Source organism: Clostridium vincentii (assembly GCF_002995745.1).
In the GTDB taxonomy this organism is placed as follows: domain Bacteria; phylum Bacillota; class Clostridia; order Clostridiales; family Clostridiaceae; genus Clostridium; species Clostridium vincentii.
Genome location: NZ_PVXQ01000026.1, coordinates 1 through 17,526, shown reverse-complemented (window position 1 = coordinate 17,526; position 17,526 = coordinate 1). Strand labels below are relative to the sequence as shown.

Genomic DNA, 17,526 nt, shown 5'->3' with positions numbered 1-17,526 from the left:
ATCGCTCCCTTCAGCTTAATGTAAATTATAATTGTTTATACTCTTCAACATGGATTTCACTAAAAGTACTCATATCTCTATAAACATTACAGGCCATTTCTAATATTGGAAATACAGCTATTGCACCCGTACCTTCCCCTAGAAACATTCCACAGTTTATAAAAGGTGTTAATCCAAGCTTATTTAAAACCATTTCTCCTGCTGGTTCCTTTGATACATGTGAAGGCAGAATATAACCAATCACTAGTGGTTCAAGTCTAATTGCTATTAATGCTGCAACAGCTGATATAAAACCATCAATTACTATTGGAATTTTGAAGGTTGCACCACCTATAAATACCCCAACAAGCCCTGCAATATCAAGGCCTCCAACCTTAGATAAAACATCAATTGGATCCTCAACCTTTGGTTTATTTAATTTAATTGATTCTTTAATTACATGTATTTTTCTTTCTAATCCACTAGAAGAAAGGCCAGCCCCTTTACCTGTAACAAGTTCAACAGGTTCATTTAATAATACTGAAGTTATCGCACTACTTGTAGTAGTATTGCCAATGCCCATTTCTCCTGTAGCAATTATATTATAATTCTTCTTTTTAAGTTCTTTTACTAAATTAATTCCTACTTCAATTGCGGCTATTGTTTGTTCTTGAGTCATAGCAGGTTCTAAATATAAATTTCTAGTTCCATAAGAAATCTTTCTATTTAATATTCTAAAAGGGAGAACCTCTTCATTTATATCTAAACTATTCTCCATATCTCTCTCTATTCCAATATCAACAGTAAAGACATCAGTTTTTGAAACTCCTGCCATTATACTTACAGTTGCTTTTCTTTTGGTGAAATTTTCTGCAACTATTGCTGTAACTTCACTACCCGTTTGAGTAATATTCTCTTTTACAACTCCATTATCTGCGCACATAATAATTAATGCTTTTTTATCTATATTCACATTGATATTCTCAGTTATTCCAGCAATTTTTACTACAGCCTCCTCAAGAGTCCCAAGGCTTCTAAGAGGTTTTGCAATGCCATCCCAGCGTTCTATACATTCTTTCATTATGGTTTTATTTGAAGGGGTTATTTTTTTCAACGCATTTTCTAAACTTTCAATTTCCCCACAAGGGCGCACCCTTTGGGTATCAAATTTCAACTCTCAATTCCTTTTCTAGTATAGACCCCTTTATCCATATAATGTTTAACACATTTCATTTCTGTTACTAAATCTGCTTTATCAATTATTGAATCAGGTACATTTCTTCCAGTTAGAATTAACTCCATATTAATTGGTTTTTTATCTATAAGATCTATTACTTGTCCTTCAGTTAGCAGTTTGTTAGATAATATTCCCATGATTTCATCTAATATAAATACATCGCAGCTATTATTTTTAATTACTTCAATTGCAAAATTATAAGCTGTATTTATTTCACTTTGCAGAATTACTTTTTCCTCATCAGTTAGATTCCAAAAGAACCCCTTTTTACTTTCAAATCTGAAAATCTGAAATTTATCTCCAAATAATTTTGCTGTTTCAAGCTCTCCTGTTGGATCAGTTTTAAGAAATTGTAGCATATATACCTTTAGACCGTTTCCTACTGACCTAACAGCTTGACCTACGGCTGCAGTTGTCTTTCCTTTCCCATTTCCTGTATAGACTTGGACATACCCTCTTTCTAAGCTATCCATTATTAATCTCCTCACTCTTATAAGATTTTGCTAATTCTATTAAACTATTGAAAAACTCCATATTCCCATAGAAATAAATATGTGCATAACAAGCAATAACATTTTTTTTCAAGTAACCACAATGCCATTTTTTTTCTTCATAGTAATTTTTAGATAAACTAAATATTGTTGACTCTTTAAGTTCCACAAAACTTTTATGAAACTCCTGACAGTTTATCTCCAGACCTTTAGGAAAAATATTATTCTCTTTTGATACTTGAAGCTTAGCATATCCAAAATTCACAAGTTTATCAGTAAGCTTATACATTCCATTAAAAAATCCTACCAAATTGTTTCTCTCTGAACCCTTAGTTAAATACATAAGGCCACCACATTCAGCATAGGCAGGAAGTCCCTTTTCTAATTTGTTTTTTATATCACTTAAAAGATCCTTGTTTTTGCTAAGTTCCTCTTCAAAAACCTCCGGATAGCCACCTCCAATATAGAGAAAATCTATGTTTTCTGGTAGCTTTTTAGACTTTAAGGGACTAAAAGGAATTAATTCTCCTATGTCTTCAAATAATTCTAAATTATCTTTATAGTAAAAGCTAAAAGCTTTATCAAAGGCATATCCTATTTTCAAAGATTTATTCTTAGAGGGGATATATTGTTCATGGGACTCTGGTTTTACTTCTAAGCAGTTTATTATTTCTTCTATTTGAATATGATCTTCTAGGATTTTGGACGAAAGATCAACTTTTTCATCTAAATCATCTATTTCACTACTTTGAATTAAGCCTAAATGCCTACTTTCAAGTATAATTCTCTCGTCTTTTGGCATGTATCCAAATACTTTTAAAGGAGTATTATTTTCTATCATCCTTTTCAAAAGTTTGTAATAATCTTTTGAAATATTATTAAGTACTACCCCTTTGATATCTGCATTCTCATAATTTAATAGTCCCATAAGTTCAGCACAAAGTGTATTGCTTTGAGCCCTTGGAGTTATTACAAGAATTATAGGAATACTTAGAAACTTAGATAAATGATAAGTTGAATATTTACTATCATATCCTAAACCATCATAGAGACCCATGGCGCCTTCTATTATGCCTATATTACCTTTACCTTTTGCAAATGATGATTTCACACCTTTATCGCCCATCATAAATAAATCTAAGTTTCTAGAAGATTTTCCACAAACATGGGTATGAAAGGCTGTATCTATGTAATCTGGACCTACTTTATAGCCTTGAACATCATATTTTCTATTAATTAATGCTTTCATTAGAGCTAAAGTAAAGGTGCTTTTACCTCCACCGCTACAATTTGAAGATATTATTATACTTTTCATATTTTTCACCGCCTACAATATAGGAATTATATATGGACATTTACTTATTGGATTTTCAAAAACTTCTACTGAAAGGTTATAAACTTCCTTGATATTCTTTTTGTTTATAACTTGCCAAGGAAGACCTTTTGATACAACTTCACCTTTATTAATTAATATTATCTCATCACTAAAAATTGATGCTAAATTCAAATCATGTAAGACAGCTATAATAACTTTATCCACTTTTAAACTCTTAAATATCTTTAAGAATTCTATTTGATATTGTATATCTAAGTGTGAGGTAGGTTCATCAAGTAAAATTATATCTGTTTCTTGGGTTAAAGCTCTTGCAGCTATTACCCTTTGAGTTTCTCCACCACTTAATTCGGTAATAAGTTTATCCTTTAAATACCATGTATCCGTAGCTTTCATATATTTTTCAACTATTTTCTCATCCTCAATATTAAAATCTTCAAATCTTCTTTTATAGGGACTTCTTCCCATCATTACTATATCAAAAACCGTAAAATCATATTCTATTATTATATCCTGAGAGATTACAGCCATTGTTTGAGCTAGCTTTTTATTTTTGATAGTAGAAATATCTATGCCATCTATAAATACACTATTATCTCCTGATGGTAATATTTTTGATATATTTTTAATAAATGTAGATTTCCCTGAGCCATTAGGTCCAATTACAGAATAAAAATTACCTTTACTAAAGCTTAGGTTTATATCTTTTAAAATAACCTTTGTCTCATAAGAGAAATTCAGGTCTTTTACTTTAATTTCTTCTTTCAATTCTAGCCACTCCTTTTTTTCATTTTTATAAGTAGATATATGAAATATGGAGCACCAATTAATGCTGTAACGGATCCTACAGGCAATTCAGCTGGAGCGGCTATTGTTCTTGCAATAGTATCTGAGAAGAGAAGAAAAGTAGCTCCACCTATTGCCGATAACGGAATCAATGCTTTATTATTAGGGCCAAATACAATTCTAATCATATGAGGTACTAAAAATCCTACAAAACCAATTATTCCTGAAAAAGAAACGCTTACTGCTACAATCATAGAGGAAAGTAATATTATAATTTTCTTTATTTTTTCTGTATCAGTACCTAAACTCTTTGCATTATCTTCCCCAGTTAACATTAAATTAAAATCCTTATAATAAAAGTATATAACTATTGTGCCAATTAATATAATAGGAGCTACTATACAAATGTTTTTCCAGCTTGAAGCATTAAAACTTCCCATCATCCAAAAAACTATTTTATTAACATCTTGTTGATTAAAAACCATTATTATTGAAATCATAGATGACATTAAAAAGCTAACTGCACAACCTGCAAGTAATAGATTAGTTGTTGTTACCCGTCCTCTAACCTGAGCTATATTATAAACAAGAATAGTTGTAACTACAGCACCTATAAATGCTGATATGGTTACAATACTCAAAGAGGCCCCGGAACTTGGAATGTTTAGTACCATTGCAAGAACTGCACCTAGTGCTGCACCAGAGGATATTCCCAGGACATAAGGATCTGCCATGGGATTTTTAAATAAGGATTGGAATGATGCGCCAACTACTGAAAGGCCTATACCAACTAAACTTGCCATAATAATTCTCGGCATCCTTACCATAAATATTATAAGAGAATCTGTTTCTGATACATTGCTATTTATATATTGTCCTAAAAAGGGTATTTTACCTAAAATGCCTGTTAATACAGTGTAAGGTTTTATAGTTGCTGCCCCCAAAGAGGTAGCAACCACAGCAAGTATTATATAAACTAGCAATAGTGTAATAAACAAAGTTTTTCTTTTCTTTATAATTACTTTATTCATAACTTATACCTATTTAAATAGATCTGGATGAATAATTTTAGCTAAGGCTTCTACTCCATCTGCAATTCTAGGACCTTGCCTATTAACTAAATCATCATCTATTTCAAAAACCTTATCATTTTTTACAGCTGATAATTCTTTATAGCCATCAGTTGTCATAAATTGATCCTTCATTCCAGATTTTTTTGATATTATTATATATTCTGGATCATTTTCAATTATTTTTTCAAGGCTATACTTCCATCCAGTAGCATCCTGTGCTATATTCTTTGCACCTGCAATACTTAACATTTCTGATATAAAAGTATCTCCAGTTGCAGTAAAATCGCCACTTTTGCCAAAACCTACAACGTAATAAGCTTTTGGTGTTTCTGCACCTTCAACCTTTTCCTTTATTTCTTCAATCTTTTTCTTACTTGAATCAACGACGTCTTCAGCCTTATCTTGTGCATTTAGCATTTGCCCTAATTTATTTATTGATTCATATGACCCATCAATACTTTTAGAATCTTTTAAAACAACTATCTTAATACCTAAATCCTGTAACTTTTTAGCTACATCATCTTTAAAATGTGTTGATGCAATTACTATATCCGGTTGTAATTCAATAATCTTTTCTATATTGGGATCTGTTAATGACCCAATGCTTTCTACATCAGCTACTTCTTCTGGGTAATCACAATAATCTGTTCTTCCAAGAAGTTCATCACCCTTTCCAAGAGCATAAATTAATTCAGTGACGCTTGGAGCTATGGAAATAATTTTCTTTGGTTCACTTTCAATAACAATTTCATCGCCCTTTGAGTCTGTAAATGTATAAGGATATACAGTTTGCACTGCTTCACTTTTAGTATTTGATGAACTATCTGTCTTATTACCACTTGTGCATGCTGTAAAAGTAGCTATCATTGTCATTGTAATTAATATTGTCGTTAAAGTTTTCATTATTTTTTTCATTATGTATTTACCTACCTTTAAATTATTTTCTATTTAAATTCATTATTTCATATATCTTTTCCATGTCTATTGCTTTACGAACTATGTCTGCTAGTTTATTTATTTCTTGTTCCCTAAAACCTTCATAGACTGGAGATTTCCTTTGAGTAATTGATTTTTTAACTCTTATTTTATTTAACAAGTATTCTCTAAAGTGTGTAGAATCTAGTATCCCATGTATATATGTACCGAAAATAGTCTCTTGTTTATTAAAGATACCATCAGTTTTATTTATTTCTATATTATTTTCTTTATCTATATTTATGAAACTATTACTACCTTCAGCTATAGTAGTCTTTCCCATATGAATTTCATATCCATAGATACAGCCTTTACACCCTGGTAATGTTACATGACCTTCAACTCTAGTCATTACCTTTTCACTTTCAATTATTGTTTCAACATCCAAAATCTCCATGCCTTTTATACTTTTAAGATTACTTTCAATATTCAATGGGTCACTAATCTTTTTGCCAAGCATCTGATAGCCACCACAAATACCTATAAGTATTCCATATTCACTATAATTTATAATTGCATCCTCAAGACCTGAATTTCTTATAAAGTTTAAATCCTCAATAGTATTCTTACTTCCTGGTAAAATTAAAAGATCTGGATTTCCAAACTCTTCACGGCTACTTATAAATCTAACACTTACATCCTCTTCACATTTTAAGCAATCAACATCTGTAAAATTAGATATATGTGGGAACATTATCATTGCAACATCTATTGGTGCTGTGACTTTTCTGTTTACTTCCACCATCGCACCATCTTCATCCTCAAGTGTTAAATTAAAATAAGGAACAACCCCTAAATTTGGTCTTTTAATAATTTCTTCAATCATATCAATTCCAGGATTGAGAAGATTAATATCTCCTCTGAATTTATTTATAATTGTTCCCTTAACTCGAATCTTTTCATCATCTGTTAAAAGCAGCATAGTACCAGCAAGGGAAGCAAAAACTCCTCCTTTGTCAATATCTCCAACTATAAGTACAGGTGAATCTACAAGCTCGGCCATTCCCATATTTACAATATCTCGATCTCTTAAATTGATTTCAGCAGGGCTTCCAGCTCCTTCCATGACAATTATGTCAAAATTCTTTTCTAGCTTAATAAATTGTTCCTTGAGCATGTCCTTGAACATAGGCTTCAAATTATGATATTCTTGCGCAGTGTTATTATTATGTACCTTTCCATTTACAATTACCTGACACTTTGTATCAGCTGTTGGCTTTAAAAGTATTGGGTTCATAAAAGCCTGGGGCTCAATTCCTGCTGCATAGGCTTGAAGAACTTGAGCTCTACCCATTTCCTTGCCATCTAAAGTAATGTACGAATTTAAGGACATATTTTGTGATTTATAGGGACATACTGAATAACCATCTTGCTTAAATATCCTGCATAATGCTGCAACAAGAATACTTTTACCAACAGATGATCCAGTACCTTGAATCATTATTTTAGCCATAGTCACATCACCTCTCTTTAAAATGGGCAAAATAAAAGCAGCAATACATATAGACGTATTGCCACTAGAATTTATTTAAAACAAAGATAATTTTTTGAAAATTGATAATTGAAAATTGAAAGTTAAGGATTGAATCCTTTTGGGATTCATACATAACTTTCAACTCCCCAACAAGGGGACCCAAAGGATGTCAACTTTCAATTCTCAACTAATAAAAATCTTATATTAGTTCCTATCAAAATCTAATAGACCTTCCCTCCGAAAGTATATTTGAAACGTAAATTTAGGCAGGTCTCCTGGCTTATGAATCATCCTTATCTTTTCCTTCCCCTATAAATATATAGAGTGGCTTTACCAAAGATTCGTCATCAAATACAGTAGCGGGGGCTGCTTTGTGGATTCTAACCACATTCCCTTTTCACCTATTTAAAGGCACCTAAACTTAATATTAAGTTATAATTACTTAGATTAGTATAGAAGATTTCCCTACTCTTGTCAAATTAACATTCATAAATCCAATTATTGTTTTTTCATATATAATAAGGTAATATGTACATATATATAAAATATTTGAATACTTCCCAATATTAATGTATTCAAATTATATGAAAGGTAGTGAAAAATTTGGAAGAAAAATATATTTACAGAAAGTATTTACGAAAGCCAGCAAAGTTTTTCTTATTTATTGAATTTATGTTTATTATTAGTTATGCCACTGTTTCATTAGGACTAGCATCAAGGGTGAAAACCACAAACAGTCCTACATTGTGGTCAATTATTTTAGGTGTTGGAATAGGGATAATTGTTCTTTTAAGTTTAGAGTTCCTATTCATTTATTTAGTTATGTATAGAAAATTCAAAAAAATAAACGTGACTTTGACTGAAGAAGGAATAGTATACAATAATATTAAAGGGGAAACAAGAATTCCTTATGAAAATATACAAGCCTTGAAGTTCCCATCTATTAAGTACACTGGGGGTTGGGTAAAAATTATTCATATTAATGGAAATATAAGACTTACTGTAGTTTTAGAAAATATAGGAGATATGCTAACTGCCTTAAAGGAAAGTCTTGACAAAAGAAATATGTCTACTGTATATAACGAAAAGAAAATGTATAGTTTTTTCAAAACTGCAAAATACTCTGATAATAGTTGGGAAAGAATATATGAGAATATAAAGTTTTTTATAGTTTATATTGTACTAAATCTAGGAGTTATAGCTATATTTTCAAGATATTTTACTACTACACCTATTTATATTTTTTTAGTTATAGGGAGCATCTTAGGGCCATTTATACCCTACTTGATATCAGAAATAATCCTTGGGCGAAAATTGGCAAAAGGATCATTCAAGAACTGTTTTTCAGCTCCAGAAAGAGACAAGCCGTTTGAAAATAAACTATATAAGTGGCTGTTCGGAATTTATATGATTATTTATTGTATGTTGCTAATCATTCTAAAATGATTAGCTTCTTCCCTTTTCAGGGTTCTCAAGAATAAATAAAAAATATCTGCATACAATCAAACTTAACTATTTAAGCTTTAATGGTAATCCTGATACCACTAAATAAGCCTCATCACATAATTTACCTATTAATTGATTTATTCTACCTGATATATCAGTAAAAATTCTTCCAAGTTTATATTCAGATACTAAACCAAAACCAACTTCATTTGTTATTATTACAAGTTCTTTATCAAAATCTTTGCAATTAGATATTATTTTTGTAATCTCTTCACTAATACTCTCTTCTAAAGTCTGTATCTCTTCTTTTGATAAATTATCAAAGTCTGTATATTTATCAAACATTAAATTTGTTATCATGGTAGTTATACACTCAAGGATAATGTATTTACAATTAGTATCTTTAATTACATTATACAAATTTCTATAACCTTCAAAGGTTTCCCAATTCTGATTTCTTCTACTTTTATGAACGGCAACTCGATTTTCCATTTCATCATCTGTAATCATAGATGTAGCAATATATAGGACCCTGTCTTCCTCTTTAAATAAGTCTTCCCCAAAGCTACTTTTACCGCTTCTACTACCACCTGTTACTAAAGTTATTTTACTCATTATTTCACCTTTCCATTAAAGTCGTTTTGTTTGAGAAAAAATGCTTTTGGATAAGGTTTGATGCATCTTCAACACAGCCTTTACAACTTCTTAATTGATTAAATCCATCACCTTTTAAAATATCTCCACAGTTTAAAGACCCGTTAATCTCAGCAAATTCTTTCATCATTTCTTGAGTTATTCTATAGGTTTCAATCTTTGTCTTTTTAGGATTATCTAAATCACCAGCACTATTTATTAAACCTACTGTCATAGCCATACCTGTTACGGCACCACAAGTTTCTTTTAATCCTGCTATACCACTCCCAAATGCTTCTGTTATACGAATTGCATCTTTCTCCTTCATATCAAACAATTCACAATATGCGCAAAGGACTGATTGGCAGCAATTATAACCCTTATTAAATTTATCTATTGCTTTTTCAGTTAAATTTTCCATTAGTACCCCCTCCATTAATAAAATGTTTGATAGATTACAAATTCTTGAATTGAACATATAATCTATCTATGATTACTCTCCACAATCTTATAACTCTTTGAAATTATCAGGTCAATAATTACACCTATCCCAATTCCCATACTATAAGCTACCAAGTCACTCCACAAAAATCCATACCCTAAAATCAAACCTCCTAGAGTAGTTTGCCTAATGTTATCTATCCAATTAGCATGGTACAATTGGCTAATTTCAATTAGATAGCAAAAAGATAATCCAAATGCAGCCACTATTTTTAATCTCTTTTTATTGAAAATAAAGGCTACTCCTAAGTAAATCATTGATGCCCATAAAGCATCACCTAGATATATATCTATAAAATCTGGTATGATATATCCATATTTTCCAGATAATAATCCTAATATCATTACAATAATAATTAAAACTGCATACAATAATCTATTTCTAGTATATTTGAAAATCATATTATTTATCCTGTAATTCATCAAATCTCTTCATGACCTCAGTGTAGGTATCTTTAGAAATTTGGGGTAAATCACTTTTTGTTGCTTTGCTAAAATCTAATCCAGCTTGTGCAAAACCTTTCTCCACTTCATCTCTCATTTTTTGAATTTTATCTGGATCATCTCCTGCTATGGCTTTTGCCATAGTCATAATACGATCTGCAACTGCAGTTACAGAATATGCTCCACCTTCTGATATTGCTTGCTGTGCACCTTCTTGAGTTGTTGCAAGTGGTGGGTAAGCATCTTCTACAGAACCGAAGATTTTAGTAAGTAAATCTGTAGTTTCCTTGGGCATTTCATTTATGTTACTTCCAGTTGATTTTCCAAGCAATTTATTCTGATTACTTATTGTATCACTAATAAATCTTTTTATAAGATCTGCTTTTAAATTTTGTTGTTCTTCTTTTATGGCTTTTACTTCTTCTAGAGTAAGTTTCTTTTTTACAGGTTTATATGTTGAATTAGTTGTATCTTGTTCTTTGGATTCAATAAATGTATCAGTACCTATGCCTTTTGATGTGTTGCTAGACTCTTCATTTTTATTTTCTACTTTTTTTCTATCATTTATATTACTATAATTGGAGGTGTTTATGCCATTAGATCCAATACTGTCTATACTCATTAATACACGCCACCTTTTTATTGATATTTATCCTTATTATCGTCTAATTTCCAATTTACTTAATGTATTCCATGAAGTAATAATGATTATTTGACTATAGATAAAAAGATGAGCTGCTAAAACTAGAATTTATAATTTCTAGTTTTAGCAGCTCATTTTAATATTAAAATATCTTTTCAATAATTCCGCCACCAATAGTAATGTTCCCATTATAAAAAACAACGGATTGACCTTTTGTTATAGCTCTTTGTTTATCCTTAAAGACAACTCTAACCTTACCATATGCCTCTGGATAAATAGTTGCTTCAGCAGCCTTTCCAGCATACCTTACCTTAGCAGTAACCTCTAATTCTTGTTTTAATTTATCAAAAGAGATAAAATTCAGGTCCTTAGCTAATAATTCAGTCTTAAAAATATCTTCTTCCGACCCTAATATAACCTGATTTCTTTTAGCATTAATACCAGTTACAAACATAGGAATCCCAAAAGCTATACCTAATCCTTTTCTTTGACCTATAGTGTAGTTAACTATTCCCTTATGCTGTCCAAGAATCTCTCCAGCCCTATTTACAAAATCACCAGGCTTAATCTTTCCTGGCTTATCTTCTGAAATGAATCTACCATGGTCATTGTCTGTTACAAAACAAATTTCTTCACTGTCTTTTTTATTATGTACTGCTAGACCTAGTTCTTTAGCTATTTCTCGTATTTTGTCCTTATTATATTCACCACAAGGCATTAAAGTATGAGCTAATTGATCTTGAGTAAAATTATATAGAGCATAGGTCTGATCCTTTTTATCATCTTCTGATTTAATTAAAAGCATCCTTCCATCTTCTTCTACTATTTTAGCATAATGACCAGTTGCTACATACTCTGCTCCGATACCTCTAGCTTTTCTTAATAATTCATCAAATTTCAAATACTTATTACAGGCGATACAAGGATTAGGTGTCCTTCCTGCCATATATTCATCAACAAAATTATCAATTACTTTTTTTCTAAAGATTTCTCTAAAATTCAAAACATAAAATGGTATTTCCAGTTTATCACATACCCGTCTTGCATCTTCTACCGCAGAAAGACCACAACATCCGCCTTCTCTTTCGGCAAAATCCGGGTCCTCTGGGGACATTTGCATTGTAATACCAATTACATCATATCCTTGTTCTTTTAAAAGATAAGCTGCAACGGAGCTATCAACTCCACCACTCATACCTACTACTACTTTTTTATTCATGCTATCTCCTATTCAGCGAAATGAACCGCATCGTGTAAATCTTCTCCATGTTCTTCAATAAAGTGAACGTCAAGTCCAGCCTTTGCTCTATAATCATTTAAAGCTTTATGAATAGCTTCTTCAGCTAAAACTGAGCAATGCATTTTAATTGGTGGTAACCCATCTAAAGCTTCAGCAACCGCTTTATTAGTAAGATCCCATGCTTCATCTATATCTTTTCCTATAATAAGTTCTGTAGCCATTGATGATGATGCTATTGCTGATCCACAACCAAAAGTCATAAACTTTGCATCCTTTATTATATTATCCTCAATCTTCAAGTAAATTTTCATTATATCTCCGCACTTAGCATTTCCAACTTCTCCAACGCCATTTGCATCTTCAATTTCCCCTACATTTCTAGGATTTTTAAAATGGTCCATTACCTTATCAGAATATATCATATTAAACCTCTCCTTTTTTATTGTAGTCATCCCATAATGGAGACATCTTTCTTAATCTTTCTATAATTGGTGGTACTGTTTCTATAACATAATCAACATCTTCTTGAGTTGTGCTATCCCCTAAAGTAAGTCTTAAAGAACCATGAGCTCTTTCATGACATATTCCTATAGCTAATAGTACATGTGATGGGTCTAAAGATCCTGATGTACAAGCACTTCCACTAGAAGCACTTATTCCTTCAAAGTCTAATGAAAGTAAAATCCCTTCTCCTTCAATAAATCTAAATTTTACATTTACATTTCCAGGTAGTCGTTTATCTCCCATAGGTCCATTTACAGTTGTATGAGGAAGTTTTAATAATCCTTCAAATAACCTATTTCTTAAATTTGTCATCTTATTCATATGTTCTTCTAGATTTTCTGTAGCAAGTTCAATTGCTTTTGCAATGCCTACTATACTTGCAATATTTTCAGTTCCAGCTCTTCTACCTCTTTCTTGTCCACCACCGTGAATAAGGTTATGTATTCTAATACCTTTTTTGATGTATAAAGCTCCTATTCCCTTAGGTCCATAAATTTTATGTCCAGCTAGAGATAATAAATCAATGTTCATATCTTCAACATCAACTGGAATATTCCCTATAGCTTGAACTGCATCTGTATGGAATAAAACCTTCTTTTCTCTACAAATTGCTCCAATTTCCTTTATAGGTTCAATTGTACCAATCTCATTGTTTGCAAACATGATAGAAACTAAAATAGTTTTATCTGTAATTGCATTTCTAACATCTTCTGGATTTACAAAACCTTCACTATCCACATCAAGATAAGTTACCTCATATCCTTGCTTTTCAAGATATTCACAGGTATGTAATACTGCATGATGTTCTATTTTTGATGTAATAATATGATTGCCTTTATTTTTATAAGCTGAAGCAATACCTTTAATTGCCCAGTTATCAGCTTCGGATCCTCCACCTGTAAAGTAGATTTCACTAGTTTGTGCATTTATTGCTTTAGCAACTTTTGCTCTAGAGTCATCAATTGCTTTACTTGTTATTCTTGAAACTTCATAAAAGGATGATGGATTACCAAACTTTTCCGTGAAATAAGGCAACATTTCCTCTAGTACTTCTGGTTTAACAAAAGTTGTGGCTGCATAATCCATATATACATTCTTCATTTTATTTTCCTCCATTTTGTAACTTTATTTCTTCATTTTTAAATTTCATATCTTTGTAATCATTAACAATGTCCTGAAGGGTTATTGATTCCATTACATCATCAATGCTATTTTTAATTTTTTCCCAAAGAAGTCGAGTAGCACAAAAATCGATATTATCACATGCCGTACCTTCTATACAATCTGCTATTTCAATAGGACCTTCAAGAATATAGATAACCTGCGCCACTGTAATACTTTTAGGTTCTTTACTTAAAACATATCCACCTTGAGCTCCTCGACTACTAGTAATTAATTTTGCCTTTCTTAAAGGTGCAAATAATTGTTCTAAGTAGCATTCAGATATATTTTGTCTTACGGATATTGTTTTAACAGATATTGGAGGACCACCATAGTTTATAGCAAGTTCTACCATTGCCTTTACACCATAGCGCCCCTTTGTAGATAACTTCATTGTAATCTCTCCTTAATGTTGACCAATTTACTATGCTATGATTTATATTTATATCATAGCAAAGCACTCGGGAATTGTCAATAAGGATGTTTCATTTTCTGTAAAAAAAATGAAAAGCTAATATTTGTAGCTTTTCATCATTGAAAAATATACGTGTCTTGTATACTATATTTATTAAATTGTTATCTCAAAGACTAATCGTTACTAGTTATATCTATTTATTTAATAATAACTTATTAATATAATATCATAATTATATACAAATTGCTTATCTATTTTTAAATATATTTTATTTAACTCTATCCCAAAACTCCTTCGTAGTTCTTTCCATCTTATTTGCTCCCGGCTCATAATAGATCCTTGTTTTAATATTATTGGGTAAATATTGCTGCTTAATAAAGTTATTCTCATAATTATGTGGATATTTATAAGTAACCCCTCGTCCTAAAGCAGCAGCTCCACTATAATGTGCATCCTTTAGATGGTTTGGAATATCATCTATTTTCATATTATCTAAATCTGCCAAAGCTTTATCTATTGCAAGTACCACAGAATTTGACTTTGGTGCGGTGGCAAGCAAAATAGTTGCTTCAGCTAATGGTATTCTAGCTTCAGGAAACCCTAATTCTCTAGATGTATCTAATAAAGACTTTACTATAGAACATGCTTGAGGATAAGCAAGGCCTATATCCTCTGAAGCTATTACCAGAAGTCTTCTACAAATTGAAATTAAATCTCCAGCTTTTATTAATCTAGCTAAGTAATGAAGAGATGCACTTGCATCACTTCCTCTAATTGATTTTTGAAAAGCACTTAAGATATCATAGTGGCTATCACCATTCATATCATAAGCTACAACCTTAGTTTGAGAGCTTTCCCTTGCTATCACAGGGGTAATATGTACAATTCCTTCACTGCTTGGATTTGTAGAATTTAGTGCAACCTCAAGACCATTTATAGCTTTTCTAACATCTCCATTAGATGCAGCTGCGAAATAATCTAAGGCTTCCTCATCAATTTTAAGGGACGTTTCAGTAAAATTTACTTTTTCTATATCAATCGCCCTATTTAATGCTTCTTTTACATCATCTTCACTTAAGGGTTTGAACTCAAAAATAGTAGACCTGCTTAAAAGAGCCTTATAAACATAATGGTAGGGATTTTCTGTGGTAGATGCTATTAAAGTAATACGTCCGTCTTCTATATATTCTAATAAGGATTGCTGTTGTTTTTTATTAAAATTTTGAATCTCATCTAAGTACAAAAGAACCCCATTTCTTCCCATAAAGGTATCTAATTCCTTGCAAATATCCTGTATATCCTTTAAAGAAGCATTCGTAGCATTCAACTTATAAAATTGCTTATTTGCAGATTTCGAAATAATATTTGCTACAGTTGTCTTCCCAATACCAGGTGGTCCGTAAAAAATCATATTACTTATTGCACCACTTTTAAGGATCCTATCTAAAATTTTATTGTTTCCTAATATATGTTTTTGACCACAAACTTCCGATAGTTTAGTTGGTCTTATTTTATCTGCTAATGGTTGATACATAACTCCGCCTCATCTTCCTTGAATAATATACTTACATTTTAACATATATTCTTTTGCTATACATTCAAAAAGAAACTCATAAATAACCTAAGTTATTATAGAGCTTCTTTTTTTATTCATATGAAACTTTAATTTACGTGACAATACACCTTAATAACAATCAATCACATCTACTTTTTCTATATCTTTTATTGATAAATAAGAAGTAATTGCTCCTATAACTGCAAGAATGATTGGAATTACTATAATGCTACTTAAGGTATTTCCGTTGGTTCCACTATTTAATATACTTACTAATATAATTGAGGTTATTATTGTGGCAGACCCGGATTTCTTCTTCATCCCTACACATACAGGAATTAAGTTTATAAATGCAAAGGTCACTGAATACAAAACAATATTAATCATACTTTTTTGCAATATATCCACTGTTAAAGGATCTTGAGTAAAATTTATAAAAATATTTAAAACAAATAAACTACAATTCAAGAAAAAATTTGATATTATCATAGTTATAAAAGTGAATGTTGCTACAACAGCTAGCTTTGCTAACATAATTTTTTCCCTGTTTATTGGATATGTGAATAGAACATTTATTGTTTTATTTTTATATTCACTAATTATTAATCTTGAAATTAATACGGCTGCAAAAATTGTGAAAGGAGCTTTTACAAATGCATCTGTCATCCAAAAAACATCATTGAAATTATTAATAATTCTATCTTCACCAAATTCAGGCAAATACACAGCCATAAATAATAACCCCAGAATAATTAAGTTAGTAATAATAGCTCCTTTAATATATCCACTGATTTTGAACTTCTTCAATTCTAATTTCATTAATTTATACACTTAACTTACCCCCATTTAAAAGATTTAAGAAATAGTCTTCTAATGTACTATTTTTCTTATTAATAGCATCAATCTCTATATCCTTTAGAATTAAAGCCTTTGAAATATCCTTTTGAGCTAACGTTAAGTCATATATTCTTATTAATGTATTGTCTACAACTTTAAAGTTAGAAATATTTAAATCATTTTCCAAAATATACACTGCTCTTATACAATCCTTAGTAATAATTTCTATATACTCAGTATTTTTTTCTCTAATGCTTTCCATGGAGACTTCTTCTATTAATCTTCCATTATTTATTATCCCTATGGTATCTGCTAATTGTTCTATTTCCCCTAAAATATGACTAGATATTAAAATTGTTATACCATATTCTTTATTTAACATTTTCAATATGTCTCTGATTTCCTTAATTCCTATTGGATCAAGACCATTGATTGGCTCATCTAGTATTAATAACTCAGGTTTAGTTAAAATTGCCCTTGCAATTCCAAGCCTTTGTTTCATCCCTAGGGAAAAATATTTAACTTCCTTATTATCTATCTCCTTTAAATTTACTAGATCTATTGCCTTATCAATACCACTTTTATCATAATATCCCATGTACTCACAATGAAGTTCTAAATTTTCTCTGCCAGTGAGATTATCGTAGAATACAGGATATTCTATGATACTTCCTAGTGCGCCCAGCATGGGCGTGCACTAATCGGTGAAAGTCCGTAATGGAGGCTGATAGTGCCAACCATTTAGCTTAAGACAAGGGTGTCCATTGTGAGGTGGAATCTGAAGGAAGTCGGCGGCAAA

The 17,526-nt window shown here is 31.0% G+C and carries 19 protein-coding genes and 1 riboswitch; of the genes, 1 reads left to right on the top strand and 18 read right to left on the bottom strand.

Going from position 1 to position 17,526, the window contains the following annotated elements:
- Positions 1 to 25: 25 nt before the first annotated feature.
- The 7 genes from cobT to CLVI_RS11555 are packed head-to-tail and all read right to left on the bottom strand — an operon-like array spanning position 26 to position 7,327.
- A complete protein-coding gene (gene cobT, locus CLVI_RS11585) occupies positions 26 to 1,114 on the bottom strand; it encodes a nicotinate-nucleotide--dimethylbenzimidazole phosphoribosyltransferase (RefSeq protein WP_106060325.1) in 1,089 nt (362 codons plus the stop codon).
- Positions 1,115 to 1,149: 35 nt separating this feature from the next.
- On the bottom strand, positions 1,150 to 1,689 hold the full coding sequence (locus CLVI_RS11580; RefSeq protein ID WP_106060291.1) for a cob(I)yrinic acid a,c-diamide adenosyltransferase: 540 nt from the start codon (positions 1,687 to 1,689) through the stop codon (positions 1,150 to 1,152).
- Positions 1,682 to 3,022, bottom strand: a complete 1,341-nt coding sequence (locus tag CLVI_RS11575; RefSeq protein WP_106060290.1) for a cobyrinic acid a,c-diamide synthase CobB — start codon at positions 3,020 to 3,022, stop codon at positions 1,682 to 1,684. Before CLVI_RS11575 ends, CLVI_RS11580 begins: the two co-directional genes overlap by 8 nt.
- Before the next feature lie 12 nt (positions 3,023 to 3,034).
- A complete protein-coding gene (locus tag CLVI_RS11570) occupies positions 3,035 to 3,808 on the bottom strand; it encodes an ABC transporter ATP-binding protein (protein WP_106060289.1) in 774 nt (257 codons plus the stop codon).
- Between the two features lie 2 nt (positions 3,809 to 3,810).
- On the bottom strand, positions 3,811 to 4,857 hold the full coding sequence (locus tag CLVI_RS11565; protein ID WP_106060288.1) for a FecCD family ABC transporter permease: 1,047 nt from the start codon (positions 4,855 to 4,857) through the stop codon (positions 3,811 to 3,813).
- A 9-nt stretch (positions 4,858 to 4,866) separates the two neighbouring features.
- The gene (locus CLVI_RS11560) at positions 4,867 to 5,814 is read right to left on the bottom strand and encodes an ABC transporter substrate-binding protein (RefSeq protein WP_106060287.1); all 948 of its coding nucleotides are present in this window, start codon (positions 5,812 to 5,814) and stop codon (positions 4,867 to 4,869) included.
- Positions 5,815 to 5,836: 22 nt separating this feature from the next.
- Positions 5,837 to 7,327, bottom strand: a complete 1,491-nt coding sequence (locus tag CLVI_RS11555) for a cobyric acid synthase (RefSeq protein WP_106060286.1) — start codon at positions 7,325 to 7,327, stop codon at positions 5,837 to 5,839.
- 269 nt (positions 7,328 to 7,596) lie between these two features.
- Positions 7,597 to 7,782: riboswitch (cobalamin riboswitch) on the bottom strand.
- 169 nt (positions 7,783 to 7,951) lie between these two features.
- Here CLVI_RS11555 and CLVI_RS11550 point away from each other — a divergent pair.
- Complete coding sequence (locus tag CLVI_RS11550; RefSeq protein WP_106060285.1) at positions 7,952 to 8,794, top strand: hypothetical protein; 843 nt, start codon at positions 7,952 to 7,954, stop codon at positions 8,792 to 8,794.
- Between the two features lie 66 nt (positions 8,795 to 8,860).
- On the opposite strand, the gene cobU is transcribed toward CLVI_RS11550, so the two are convergent.
- From cobU to CLVI_RS11495, 11 genes are all read right to left on the bottom strand, one after another.
- Entirely contained in the window at positions 8,861 to 9,409 is a 549-nt protein-coding gene (gene cobU, locus CLVI_RS11545; RefSeq protein ID WP_106060284.1) for a bifunctional adenosylcobinamide kinase/adenosylcobinamide-phosphate guanylyltransferase, read from the bottom strand.
- Positions 9,410 to 9,413: 4 nt separating this feature from the next.
- On the bottom strand, positions 9,414 to 9,848 hold the full coding sequence (locus CLVI_RS11540) for a C-GCAxxG-C-C family protein (protein ID WP_242980681.1): 435 nt from the start codon (positions 9,846 to 9,848) through the stop codon (positions 9,414 to 9,416).
- Positions 9,849 to 9,910: 62 nt separating this feature from the next.
- Positions 9,911 to 10,330: a ribosomal maturation YjgA family protein gene (locus CLVI_RS11535; protein ID WP_106060323.1), complete on the bottom strand. Its 420-nt coding sequence runs from the start codon at positions 10,328 to 10,330 to the stop codon at positions 9,911 to 9,913.
- Between the two features lies 1 nt (position 10,331).
- Complete coding sequence (locus tag CLVI_RS11530) at positions 10,332 to 10,994, bottom strand: hypothetical protein (RefSeq protein ID WP_106060283.1); 663 nt, start codon at positions 10,992 to 10,994, stop codon at positions 10,332 to 10,334.
- Positions 10,995 to 11,157: 163 nt separating this feature from the next.
- Positions 11,158 to 12,234: a tRNA 2-thiouridine(34) synthase MnmA gene (mnmA, locus tag CLVI_RS11525; RefSeq protein ID WP_106060282.1), complete on the bottom strand. Its 1,077-nt coding sequence runs from the start codon at positions 12,232 to 12,234 to the stop codon at positions 11,158 to 11,160.
- Positions 12,235 to 12,242: 8 nt separating this feature from the next.
- Entirely contained in the window at positions 12,243 to 12,677 is a 435-nt protein-coding gene (gene nifU / locus CLVI_RS11520; protein ID WP_106060281.1) for a Fe-S cluster assembly scaffold protein NifU, read from the bottom strand.
- A 1-nt stretch (position 12,678) separates the two neighbouring features.
- Positions 12,679 to 13,860 carry a cysteine desulfurase NifS gene (nifS, locus tag CLVI_RS11515; protein WP_106060280.1) on the bottom strand — a complete coding sequence of 394 codons (1,182 nt, stop codon included), beginning with the start codon at positions 13,858 to 13,860 and terminating at the stop codon, positions 12,679 to 12,681.
- A 1-nt stretch (position 13,861) separates the two neighbouring features.
- Entirely contained in the window at positions 13,862 to 14,314 is a 453-nt protein-coding gene (locus CLVI_RS11510) for an RrF2 family transcriptional regulator (RefSeq protein WP_106060279.1), read from the bottom strand.
- A gap of 289 nt (positions 14,315 to 14,603) precedes the next feature.
- Positions 14,604 to 15,869, bottom strand: a complete 1,266-nt coding sequence (locus CLVI_RS11505) for a replication-associated recombination protein A (RefSeq protein ID WP_106060278.1) — start codon at positions 15,867 to 15,869, stop codon at positions 14,604 to 14,606.
- Between the two features lie 150 nt (positions 15,870 to 16,019).
- Positions 16,020 to 16,709, bottom strand: a complete 690-nt coding sequence (locus CLVI_RS11500) for an ABC transporter permease (protein WP_242980680.1) — start codon at positions 16,707 to 16,709, stop codon at positions 16,020 to 16,022.
- A gap of 4 nt (positions 16,710 to 16,713) precedes the next feature.
- Positions 16,714 to 17,415: an ATP-binding cassette domain-containing protein gene (locus CLVI_RS11495; protein WP_242980679.1), complete on the bottom strand. Its 702-nt coding sequence runs from the start codon at positions 17,413 to 17,415 to the stop codon at positions 16,714 to 16,716.
- Between the last annotated feature and the right edge of the window lie 111 nt (positions 17,416 to 17,526).